At 59.3% G+C, this 8,783-nt stretch carries 18 protein-coding genes; 14 read left to right on the top strand and 4 right to left on the bottom strand.

The features are described from left to right. The first annotated feature begins 143 nt into the window (after positions 1–143). The 4 genes from N7422_RS23420 (at position 144) to N7422_RS23405 (ending at position 1,531) form a co-directional block, all read left to right on the top strand. Positions 144–344, top strand: a complete 201-nt coding sequence (locus N7422_RS23420) for a helix-turn-helix domain-containing protein (RefSeq protein ID WP_279808774.1) — start codon at positions 144–146, stop codon at positions 342–344. After that, positions 344–715 carry a hypothetical protein gene (locus tag N7422_RS23415; protein WP_279808773.1) on the top strand — a complete coding sequence of 124 codons (372 nt, stop codon included), beginning with the start codon at positions 344–346 and terminating at the stop codon, positions 713–715. The genes N7422_RS23420 and N7422_RS23415 overlap by 1 nt, the downstream gene beginning before the upstream one ends. 85 nt (positions 716–800) lie before the next feature. Then, positions 801–1,070 carry a helix-turn-helix domain-containing protein gene (locus tag N7422_RS23410; protein ID WP_279808772.1) on the top strand — a complete coding sequence of 90 codons (270 nt, stop codon included), beginning with the start codon at positions 801–803 and terminating at the stop codon, positions 1,068–1,070. Between the two features lie 59 nt (positions 1,071–1,129). After that, entirely contained in the window at positions 1,130–1,531 is a 402-nt protein-coding gene (locus N7422_RS23405; RefSeq protein ID WP_279808770.1) for a helix-turn-helix domain-containing protein, read from the top strand. Positions 1,532–1,868: 337 nt separating this feature from the next. Here N7422_RS23405 and N7422_RS23400 read toward each other — a convergent pair whose 3' ends face one another. The 3 genes from N7422_RS23400 to N7422_RS23390 all read right to left on the bottom strand — a co-directional run bounded on the left by N7422_RS23400 (position 1,869) and on the right by N7422_RS23390 (position 2,853). Next, positions 1,869–2,231, bottom strand: a complete 363-nt coding sequence (locus N7422_RS23400; protein WP_279808769.1) for a hypothetical protein — start codon at positions 2,229–2,231, stop codon at positions 1,869–1,871. Then, positions 2,228–2,530, bottom strand: coding sequence for a hypothetical protein (locus tag N7422_RS23395; RefSeq protein ID WP_279808768.1), 303 nt, complete (start codon positions 2,528–2,530; stop codon positions 2,228–2,230). Before N7422_RS23395 ends, N7422_RS23400 begins: the two co-directional genes overlap by 4 nt. Positions 2,531–2,622: 92 nt before the next feature. Next, positions 2,623–2,853 (bottom strand): hypothetical protein, encoded by a 231-nt coding sequence (locus tag N7422_RS23390; protein ID WP_279808767.1) that lies wholly within the window; start codon positions 2,851–2,853, stop codon positions 2,623–2,625. Between the two features lie 205 nt (positions 2,854–3,058). Between N7422_RS23390 and N7422_RS26885 the strand changes: the two genes are divergently transcribed. After that, complete coding sequence (locus tag N7422_RS26885; protein ID WP_347815276.1) at positions 3,059–3,247, top strand: DUF2158 domain-containing protein; 189 nt, start codon at positions 3,059–3,061, stop codon at positions 3,245–3,247. On the opposite strand, the gene N7422_RS23385 is transcribed toward N7422_RS26885, so the two are convergent. Beyond that, positions 3,166–3,537: a hypothetical protein gene (locus N7422_RS23385; protein ID WP_279808806.1), complete on the bottom strand. Its 372-nt coding sequence runs from the start codon at positions 3,535–3,537 to the stop codon at positions 3,166–3,168. The two genes, N7422_RS26885 and N7422_RS23385, sit on opposite strands and share 82 nt — an antisense overlap. A gap of 349 nt (positions 3,538–3,886) precedes the next feature. Between N7422_RS23385 and N7422_RS23380 the strand changes: the two genes are divergently transcribed. The 9 genes from N7422_RS23380 to N7422_RS23340 all read left to right on the top strand — a co-directional run bounded on the left by N7422_RS23380 (position 3,887) and on the right by N7422_RS23340 (position 8,768). Then, on the top strand, positions 3,887–4,225 hold the full coding sequence (locus tag N7422_RS23380) for a hypothetical protein (protein ID WP_252090321.1): 339 nt from the start codon (positions 3,887–3,889) through the stop codon (positions 4,223–4,225). Between the two features lie 770 nt (positions 4,226–4,995). After that, positions 4,996–5,163, top strand: coding sequence for a hypothetical protein (locus N7422_RS23375; RefSeq protein WP_279808766.1), 168 nt, complete (start codon positions 4,996–4,998; stop codon positions 5,161–5,163). 19 nt (positions 5,164–5,182) lie between these two features. After that, a complete protein-coding gene (locus N7422_RS23370; protein WP_279808764.1) occupies positions 5,183–5,893 on the top strand; it encodes a hypothetical protein in 711 nt (236 codons plus the stop codon). A gap of 10 nt (positions 5,894–5,903) precedes the next feature. Beyond that, entirely contained in the window at positions 5,904–6,359 is a 456-nt protein-coding gene (locus N7422_RS23365) for a DUF5681 domain-containing protein (RefSeq protein ID WP_279808763.1), read from the top strand. Continuing rightward, a complete protein-coding gene (locus N7422_RS23360; RefSeq protein WP_279808762.1) occupies positions 6,356–6,781 on the top strand; it encodes a hypothetical protein in 426 nt (141 codons plus the stop codon). Before N7422_RS23365 ends, N7422_RS23360 begins: the two co-directional genes overlap by 4 nt. Beyond that, positions 6,759–6,971 (top strand): hypothetical protein, encoded by a 213-nt coding sequence (locus tag N7422_RS23355; RefSeq protein ID WP_279808761.1) that lies wholly within the window; start codon positions 6,759–6,761, stop codon positions 6,969–6,971. The genes N7422_RS23360 and N7422_RS23355 overlap by 23 nt, the downstream gene beginning before the upstream one ends. Beyond that, a complete protein-coding gene (locus tag N7422_RS23350; protein WP_279808760.1) occupies positions 6,962–7,807 on the top strand; it encodes a hypothetical protein in 846 nt (281 codons plus the stop codon). Before N7422_RS23355 ends, N7422_RS23350 begins: the two co-directional genes overlap by 10 nt. Next, a complete protein-coding gene (locus N7422_RS23345; RefSeq protein ID WP_279808759.1) occupies positions 7,807–8,148 on the top strand; it encodes a hypothetical protein in 342 nt (113 codons plus the stop codon). The genes N7422_RS23350 and N7422_RS23345 overlap by 1 nt, the downstream gene beginning before the upstream one ends. Then, complete coding sequence (locus tag N7422_RS23340; protein ID WP_252090454.1) at positions 8,148–8,768, top strand: tail assembly protein; 621 nt, start codon at positions 8,148–8,150, stop codon at positions 8,766–8,768. The genes N7422_RS23345 and N7422_RS23340 overlap by 1 nt, the downstream gene beginning before the upstream one ends. Positions 8,769–8,783 lie beyond the last annotated feature (15 nt).

Raw genomic sequence — 8,783 nt, 5'->3', positions numbered from 1 at the left:
CTGATTGCCATAGCTTGCGCGTCGCGAAATTCCATGTCAATCCAAGCGAATTTCAAACTGTTTAGCATTTGCTTGCACGTTAGAATGACGCGATGTAGCCTAGCGATACCTGGCAGCAGCCAGCTAGCACCTTGGAGACAGGTATGGAACAAGCACAACAGGTTGCCCCACTCTCGGTGGGCGTTGAGGAAGCTGGTCGAATCCTGGGAATTTCCCATTCGGCCACCTACGAGTTCATCGCCAAGGGCGAGATCAAGACGTTCAAGATCGGGCGCCGCCGCCTGGCCCTGATGTCGGAGCTGAAAGCGTTCATCGAGCGCGCAGCAAAGGAAGATGGGCGCTAATGGCCAGGGACGAGCAAACACCGAAACTGGTGCTTGTGAAAGGTGGTGCCGAGCCAGTGTTAGAGGCACTGGCCCAGCGTGCCGCAAAGCAATCTGGAGACAGCCCGCAGCGCCTCGATTCTATCCATTCGCCCGCATCTGGCGCCACCCCTTACCGGCCCACCTATGACGACTTGCGAGAAGCCGTGGACGAAGCCCACGCAATGCTCAGCCTTTTGGCTACGGGTATGCGAATGATCGCCGGCGGCTATGGCAGTGCGCAGGAAGTCAGAAAGTTGGCCAGCTCAACGGCAAAGGCTGCAGCTACAAGTCAGCACTACCTTGGGCGCCTGCTTGAGGGGCTTGCGGCGACTGATGGCCGCGGGGCATAGCGAAGGGATGGAAACGAGGAGAGAGAAATTGCCCAGGCAGTGCACCACCACCACCTGGGCCTGACCCCTACCGAAAGGAGCCTGTATGACGGCCGAAACTATCGCAGATGCTGATCTGCCTGACAACCACTCCACGAACGCCCAGGCCTTGCGGATGATCGCCGCACTGCGCAAGGGCCCTGTATCGTCCATCGAGGCGGCGCAGGCGCTGGATATCGTCCATCCACCCTCCACGATCCGGCACCTTAGGCGCCAGGGATGGGGCATCTTGACCCGGTGGTGCTACCAGGCGGCAGCGCCAGGCCGGCGCCCTCACAGGGTGGGGCTGTACATCCTGGACAAGGAAATCGACTGAGGCAGCAGCTGGAGGCGCGAACCCTATCGTGCCTCCGGCTTCTTGGTGTGAGCCGCCGAATGGCAAGAAAGAAACAGTACAAGGTCGACTTTGGGGGCAGGGTGTTCGCCCTCCCTCATCGACTGCTCGTGCACCCCGCTTTCGACAACCTCAGCCCGAAGGCAGTGACCGTCCTCATCAAGTTGGGGCGGCACTACAACGGCCGCAACAACGGCGATTTGGCGTGCACGGTCGAGATGATGGCCGGGGGCCGCAAAATGGACGCCAAGACACTAGCATCAGCCCTCCAAGAGCTGATTGATGCAGGTCTGATTATTCGCACGCGCACCTATCGAAAGGGCGGCAGGGAGCCGGGAATGGCGCAGTGCGCGCTCTATGCGCTCGCCTGGGCGTACATCGATGAGTGCCCCGGGAAAAACCTTGAGGTGGCACCGGGGCCCGCCCCCTTCAAGTTCGCCTGATTTCGATTTTTTCGGTAGGATTTTTTCCGCCATCGACTGGGATTTTTTCCCATACGGCTTTCCGGTTGCGTCCGGTTGTGTTGAGCGCCCTTCGAGCGACTGGGATTTTTTCCTAGTCACTCACCGGTTTAACTGGCTTTGCGGGGATCATGTGAACGGAAAAACTCCCAGTCTTTATAATTTACCACCCCCAGGGGCATTAAATACGCGCACCGCAGGACCAGAGCGGCGGCGCGATGGCGCAGATCTGCTCCATTTGACCCACAACAAAAAAGGGCACCACCCCGGTTTAGAGTAGTGCCCAGTTGTCACCATCATGGTGATCGCAGGAGACGCGCTAACTCCACTCCTCATTCGGTTCGAATGCCGCACCGCCCGCGGCAAGATGCCGTAGCCCAAGCACAGCAAGCCTCGCGATCTCGTCTGAGAAGCCCATTTCAGCACCCCAACCAGGGCGCCAGGTTGTGCTGTTCAGGGCAAATCGGACAGCGTCATAGGCCTCGGTCTCATCCTGCCGCGCCAGGTCTGCAAGCTCGCTGACCATCGCTCGCCCCAAGTCAAACCCTCTATTCCATGCGCCGTTCACGTTCAGTTCAGGAGGCGGCGCCCAGTTGCAAATAATCGGCGGGAACTCCGGGAAGTCATCGCGCGGAATCCTCTTCGTAAAACTTAGATCATCGCGGGTAAATGGGTGGCTCATTGGACACCCCCGATCTGCGCTTCCAGATTCCGAAACTGTTGCTTGATCTCCTCCTCCGCAAGCTTGGTCGCCAAGTGGATATGCGATGCGGGGATATCGCTGAGCAGGAGCTCGTAAGAAATGTGATGCACCATCTGAACGAGGATCAGCTCGACGAGAACTCCAGTCTCCGCTGCTCGCTTACCAACCGCTCGGAACAAACCATTGAACAGGTCCTGATTATCTTCCAAGGTCGGCCCCTGCTGGTGTGCTGGATGTTGGCCTTGTTGCGTGGTACTGGTATCTTGTTTACGTTGCATGACGTGTGCCTCATAGCGTCGTCGTGTGATAGGCCCTCCCGGTGTTGCTGCACCGGGTTGGCCACCTTCCAATTACGGAAAAGTCCCGCTTTTTACTGCTTGCCCTTCTCGTTCAACCACCCGATCGCCCAACTGATGGGGTCTTTGCTCCCCTGTGGCTTGAGTGGCTTGCCATCTAGCGCCGCCTGGCGCCCTTCCTGCTCCGTTTCCGTGTGAATCCATACTGAGGTATGTCGAAAGCCTGCTTCGCGCTGACGCTCCTTGAAGAGCCTTTGACGCTCTGCTGCCGATAGGGGCTGCTTTGGGTTCTCTGAATCGCTCATACAGTCTCCGTTACCACTTACGACGAACCAACAATGGATCATTGTGAGTGGTAACGCAAGTGCTGGGGTGCAATTTTTTTGCAGGTCCGATAGATGCACTGCAACGCATAAGCCCCGACAGCACATAGTGGCCACTTGAAATCACCTGACCAAGGCCCTATGTGGAAGAAACAGGGATGTCCCTGCTCACTAGGATTAGAAAGTCATGTCTACAGAAAACAAGTTCGCGGTTGGCGATATCGTTAAATTGAAGTCGGGCGGTCCTGCGATGACCGTCCAACACAAGGAACCTAACAACGACTACTACATGTGTCAGTGGTTTGCTGGGAAGAAGCTAGAGAACGGTCGGTTTAAGACTGATTCGTTGGAGAGCACAACCCTAGAGGCGAAATGATGGACGCTGCGGTAGTTGCGCAGTGGATGCTTGCCGAGATCGAGCGCGACGCGTGCGTCTACCAAGACGATGTCGTTGACCACATTGTCAAATCTGGGCATGAGGAGCTTCTCATCGAGAATGCGGACGGCAACCAGGTGCTCGGCAAAGGTGTTCTCGCTGCGTTTCGAAAGCTCACCCCCGACAATGTGGTCTGGGTGAAGCCTGACCGCTACTGGCGCTTCCGGGTAGCCGAAGATGAGCCAGGGCGGGACGCACGCGGCTAAGATGGCCAGCCAGGCCCAGATCATCAGGCCTGGCACCCTCACACTTCCTCAGATTGGAGATGTATCCATTTCTGGATGGACCAGGCCGGTGCGTCCAAAGCTGGACGGATCTCCGTAGCAGCGGGCCGGCGAGATGTGAGCAAAGCTGCTCAGATCTCCTCAAGTTTGAGGGCATTGCCAGGCCGGGAGATGCGCTCAGATCTGAGCACATCGAGATGCCGGTAGATTTTCCGCCATCTCTCGCCGGAGCCCGAAACTACCAAAATCAGTCGACTCGACTGATTACTTTCCAGGCCGGAGCCAACCCAAGCCGCACTCCCCTCCAGAATCGACTATGTTGAGCCTAGATCACCAATAGTGGCCAGGAGTCATCATGACTGATCGGGCTCGACTCAGCTTCATAGCACGCTGCCTGGTATTGACGGGTGGGGCGCTGTTTGCAGGCGCATTCCTTTATGGCGTCGGCAACTCAATGCTCAACACCACTGAGCTATTCCAGGTGATGACCAACCACTTTGCTGCGGTCGTGGGCCTTCCTTGTGCAGCGCTGGCCGCCCTGGGCCTGGTGATGTTCTTGGAACAGACGTCCGGCGCAATCGAGTTTGAAGGCTTCGGCTTCAAGTTCAAGGGGGCCTCAGGACCTATCATCATGTGGGTCATCTCGTTCATGGCAATGACCGTTGCCATCAAACTTCTGTGGAATCCCAGCTAACCGAACTATCTCCCACTTTGAAGCCAGACCCTCGGACCACAAACCGAGACAGACCATTTCGTCTGATTCGGATCAACTGGCCGGTCTGCCCCCCCTGCCCTGACAGCAGGCCAGAGCAGGTAGAGGTGATCGTGGCTCACATGTAAGCCATGGGTGGGGGCCGGCGAACTGCGCCCCCTGCCGCTTCATCCAACCACCAATAGTGTGTGGGAGCGATTTCAAATCGAACCCCTTCTGCTCGCCGGGTGTTCCCCCGCTGGGGGTGAACGAATCGTTCACCTGGTGGCCGGGGTGTCCGCAAAAATGCGGAGTCGGCAATTACCCTGAATCCCGGCAATTTAACTACCCAACACTTGGGTTGTTCCCCACCACTGGTGGACCACCTCGAAACTGCCGGCATTCAGGTAGTTCGCGCGCCACGAAACCGAACCTCCTCATTTTGTGGCGCGAGGTTTCCACCAGCGGTGCGGACCTGTGTCACCACCTGGGTAAGGCTGAGACGGCAACTCCTTACTACGAAACCTTCGTAGTTTCCTCGCCTCCTGCGCCACTTCCCTCGCAAGTCATGCGAGAGACGTATCACTTAGGGTTGCCGCAACTAAGTGCAACGAAAATAGCCATCCGGAACGTCTGAAATCTAGGCCTATTCGTCCCGTTGTGTCCCGTTACGTGTAGCATCTGGGGTACACCCATAAAGCACTGGATACAAAACCAGATACAGCCTAATTTGACCTCTGCAAGGCTTTCAACAGCTATCAGAGGAATGCCCCATGACAGCCCCCACCAAGGCCCGCGGCCAGCAGATCAAGCCAACCATCGCCGAAGTGAATGCGGCCTGGGCACGCCTGCGCGATGCCGCTGGGAAAGGCGACGTGCACGCCAATGCATTGCTGATCGCGCTCACCGAGCAGCGACCAGTAATGAGCCTCCCGGCCTGACCTCACCAAGGAGAACCATATGTTCGAGAAGATCACCACGATTGTGAACGGCCGGGACCGAATCCTAGCCGTCTGGCAGGGCGACCAGACCAGCGAGCTCTACAACATCGCCAAGGCAGCCGGCCGCGAGGTTGAGCACACCGGCCTGCGCCTCGGCCGGATCACCAGCGACTCCCGCCTGAGCGCCGAGGCGAAGCGCGATGACCGCAAATCAGCCGGCGTGGACAGTCTACGCAGCTTGGCCAAGTTCTCGACGCGCCTGGAGGCGCTGCGGAGCGACTATCAGCAGCGGATGAATCGCCTGTCGTCCGTGCCCCCCTATCGCGATGGCGATACTTCCACCCCGCTGATCGACATGGAAATTGCTCGCAAGCTGAGCTCCATGGATGACGCAAGCGCGCGACGGCTGCTGCTGCTCACCGGCGAGCAGCCGCGCCTCACCGAGGCAGTTTTGCGCCTCCCCCCCTTCCTGTCCGGGCTTAGTGACGCAGAACACCGCCGTATCGCCAACGTCACTCTGGAGCGCGCGAACCCGGAAGCGTTTGCCTTGATCACCCAGGAAGGCGAAGACCTCGATTCTGCGACCAAGGCAGTGAGCAAGGCCTTCCGCTTGGTTGTTGAGGTCACGGGCGCTGAGTTGGTCACGCAGATCGAGGCGGCAGGTGATCGAGCCGAGTTCCTGGTCAATGCTGATCCTGATGTCATTCGCGGCCTGAGCGGCGCTGCTTAAGGGGCGCGCCTTGAATCAGAAAGATCAGGTGCAGCCCTGCGCGCCAAGCCCTAATAGCCGCCGCGGGAACGGCACGTTTGCCCCAGGCCATAGCGGTAACCCGGGCGGCAGATCAGGCCAGACCCAGACCATCCGGGCGCGCCTTGCCGAGGGGGCGGAGGCCGTAACCAAGAGGGTGCTAGCCGCTGCCAAGAAGGGTGATATGCAGGCGTGCCGGTTGATCCTTGAACGCTTGGTGCCGCCAGTCAAAGCCACCGCTGAGCCCGTGCTGTTCGACCTGGATGACTCCGACCTGCCCAGCGCGGCGAAATCCATCCTGCGGGCCATCGCTTCAGGCGAGTTGCCGCCGGATCAAGGCCGCCACCTGATCGAAGCACTCAGCTCAGTTGCCAAAGTGATTGAAGTGGAGGAGCTCCAAAAAGCCGTCGAGGAGTTGCGCGAGCAGATCGAGGAGATGCAGCGATGAATGCGCGCAGCCTCCGTTCTGAGGTGAAACGCCTGGCAGCGCTCATCGGTGCAAATGAAGAGCCGGTGCATCTGGTCACGCTGACCGTTGTGGACGCATCCGCCGGGCAGATGGATCTCCCTGACCAAACGGGTCACGTCTTGGCATATCGAATCCAAGGGCATCCCGCATCGTTCTTCTTCCCCTTCACGGCGATGGACAGTGATCAGGCGCAGGAACTTGCCCTGGCTATCGTCCAGCACACCCGCAATACCGAGCGCCTGGGTCGTAGGAGCCCGGCCGGCCTTCTCGATATGACATTCCCCACGCCAGGAGCGGTCATGGCCCGCCAGCCCCCTGCGGGCACCTCCGTTCCTGATTACGCGGCCACCCTATATCAACAAGCCATTGAGGCACGACATGAGCACGCGCAAGCGCATTGATGGCCTGCGCAGGCAGGTTTCCACCCTGAGCGAGGACCAGGCCGTGATGGAAATCAGCAAGATCATGGATGAGCTAAGCGCCGCGGCCGCCGGCGGAAGCGGCGCCAAGACAAACGACCTAGCAACCCTGTTCTCCGATCTGGAGGCAGAGCAGAAAACCACCCCAAAAGGGATCGAACCATGCAACTGAATCACGCTGCAGGCACCCTCACCCGCATCGGCGACGCGAGCGCCTTCGTAAACGACTTCGTCCAGTATCAAGGTCAGAACCTGCCGGGCACCAAGTGGGCGCTCTGGCCGAACGTTGCCCCACTCATGCGCCTACAGAACCTGATTATGGATCAGCACGGGACCGCGCTCGCCAAGGCTCAGCGAATCCGGGAGAACGCCGATCTGACGACCGCGGCCAAGGCCCGCCAGTCGCTCGACGCATACACCCTCTTCGCCGACGCTGCTAAAGCAGCTCTGCCCAGCATCGCCGAAACAGCGACCAACCTTCACACCTTCGCATCCACCCAGTTGCTGCCCGTTCAGCCACTGGCGTCGACTGACGCAGCGGGCGCTGCGATGGATGCCGAGTGCAGGGCCTATGTCTATGACCTGGCCTCCAAAGACCGCTCCGAGCTCATGAGCGAGATTCGCCTAGGCCGTGAACAGCGCATCATCGCCGCAGTCCTGCGCGGACCTGCCCGCCTCAGCGGTTTCACCAACGAGCAGTTGATCCAGCTCGGCGCCGCCGGCATCGCCGTAAATCATGCCGACGCCGTTCTGACATTGGGCCGTCTGGCCGGCGGTATGCGCGACCTGTTGCATATGGTCCAAACCCTGGGCCATGACGTCATTCGGGCCGGGGTAGAGCTCGACAGCAAGACGGCTGAGATCGGTTCGCTGACCAAGGTGAGCCAGGGCCTGGTGGATCTGATCGAGTGGCTCAAGCCGATTCCGCTGGAGCTTCCAAGCACCACCCCCATGCCGCTTGAGATGGCTGAGCGAATGAAGCAGCAGACCTCTGTGGAGACGGCCTGATGAGCTACAAAGATCGATTCAGCGAGGCGTGCAAAACTGGCGACTTCGCCGTCAATCCCATAGCCGTGAGCGGCTATGACGTTTGGAATGTGCAGTGCGTGCAGCGTGGTCGCCACGTCGACATAGACGGTCCATTTTTCACCGAAGAGGAAGCACGCATCTCAGCCGACCTGCTGCGCGGATCTTACCGCGGCGTGAAGGCGGTATCGGCCTGCCACTGCGCCGCTTGGAACCCTGATCCTGCCCGTGAGAAGGCTATCCGCATCCAGGGCCTGCAGAGCCGTGAGATGTTAGCTCGCCGACTCGGCGTGTACCTGCCCATGCCCAAGGAGAACCCATGATGGCTGCCCAAGTCCGAAACACACCTACCATGACCACCGTTTACCTGTCCGGGCCACTGATTCGTAAATTCTTCCGCAAGAAGGACTACCTGCTAGACAGCCAAAACACCTGGGAGGTGTTCCGAGCCTTGAAGGCAACGCTGCAAGGCTTTGAGCAGGAGATCAAACGGCTGGAAGCACTTGGTATGCGATTCGCGATATTCCGCAATAGAAAGAATGTCGGCGAAGAGGACTTCGAGCGTGGCGGCGCCAGTGAGATCCGGATCGTGCCCGTAGTTGGTGGGAGCAAACGCGGGGGTACCCTGCAGACCATCGTGGGCGCCGTGATGGTCGTGGTCGGGCTTGTCATTACTGGAGGCACGTTCGGCGCCGGTGCTCCGTTCGGCTCAGCGTTGATAACGATGGGCGCATCAATGATGGTGGGCGGCGTTATTCAGATGCTCAGCCCACAGGCCAAAGGGCTATCGCAAAGCGGCGCGCCTGAAAACTTGCCGTCCTACGCCTTCGGCAGCGCCAAGAACACCACCGCCAGCGGCAACCCGGTGCCGATCTGCATCGGTGAGCGCCGATGGGGTGGAGCGATCATCTCCGCTTCGATCTACGCCGAAGACAAAGCTTGACATCGACGCTGTAAA

It is taken from the genome of Pseudomonas sp. GD04091, assembly GCF_029836165.1.
In the GTDB taxonomy this organism is placed as follows: Bacteria; Pseudomonadota; Gammaproteobacteria; order Pseudomonadales; family Pseudomonadaceae; genus Aquipseudomonas.
This window is presented reverse-complemented; position numbering and strand designations above follow the sequence as displayed.

Excerpts from the sequence above, each read along its gene's own strand:
- N7422_RS23370 (WP_279808764.1), top strand. The coding sequence starts at position 5,183 with ATGTTCGAGAAGATCACCACGATTGTGAACGGCCGGGACCGAATCCTA.
- N7422_RS23355 (WP_279808761.1), top strand. The coding sequence starts at position 6,759 with ATGAGCACGCGCAAGCGCATTGATGGCCTGCGCAGGCAGGTTTCCACC.
- N7422_RS23400 (WP_279808769.1), bottom strand. The coding sequence starts at position 2,231 with ATGAGCCACCCATTTACCCGCGATGATCTAAGTTTTACGAAGAGGATT.
- N7422_RS23405 (WP_279808770.1), top strand. The coding sequence starts at position 1,130 with ATGGCAAGAAAGAAACAGTACAAGGTCGACTTTGGGGGCAGGGTGTTC.
- N7422_RS23410 (WP_279808772.1), top strand. The coding sequence starts at position 801 with ATGACGGCCGAAACTATCGCAGATGCTGATCTGCCTGACAACCACTCC.
- N7422_RS23395 (WP_279808768.1), bottom strand. The coding sequence starts at position 2,530 with ATGCAACGTAAACAAGATACCAGTACCACGCAACAAGGCCAACATCCA.
- N7422_RS23415 (WP_279808773.1), top strand. The coding sequence starts at position 344 with ATGGCCAGGGACGAGCAAACACCGAAACTGGTGCTTGTGAAAGGTGGT.
- N7422_RS23360 (WP_279808762.1), top strand. The coding sequence starts at position 6,356 with ATGAATGCGCGCAGCCTCCGTTCTGAGGTGAAACGCCTGGCAGCGCTC.
- N7422_RS23380 (WP_252090321.1), top strand. The coding sequence starts at position 3,887 with ATGACTGATCGGGCTCGACTCAGCTTCATAGCACGCTGCCTGGTATTG.
- N7422_RS23350 (WP_279808760.1), top strand. The coding sequence starts at position 6,962 with ATGCAACTGAATCACGCTGCAGGCACCCTCACCCGCATCGGCGACGCG.
- N7422_RS23420 (WP_279808774.1), top strand. The coding sequence starts at position 144 with ATGGAACAAGCACAACAGGTTGCCCCACTCTCGGTGGGCGTTGAGGAA.
- N7422_RS26885 (WP_347815276.1), top strand. The coding sequence starts at position 3,059 with ATGTCTACAGAAAACAAGTTCGCGGTTGGCGATATCGTTAAATTGAAG.
- N7422_RS23390 (WP_279808767.1), bottom strand. The coding sequence starts at position 2,853 with ATGAGCGATTCAGAGAACCCAAAGCAGCCCCTATCGGCAGCAGAGCGT.
- N7422_RS23385 (WP_279808806.1), bottom strand. The coding sequence starts at position 3,537 with ATGATCTGGGCCTGGCTGGCCATCTTAGCCGCGTGCGTCCCGCCCTGG.
- N7422_RS23375 (WP_279808766.1), top strand. The coding sequence starts at position 4,996 with ATGACAGCCCCCACCAAGGCCCGCGGCCAGCAGATCAAGCCAACCATC.
- N7422_RS23345 (WP_279808759.1), top strand. The coding sequence starts at position 7,807 with ATGAGCTACAAAGATCGATTCAGCGAGGCGTGCAAAACTGGCGACTTC.
- N7422_RS23340 (WP_252090454.1), top strand. The coding sequence starts at position 8,148 with ATGGCTGCCCAAGTCCGAAACACACCTACCATGACCACCGTTTACCTG.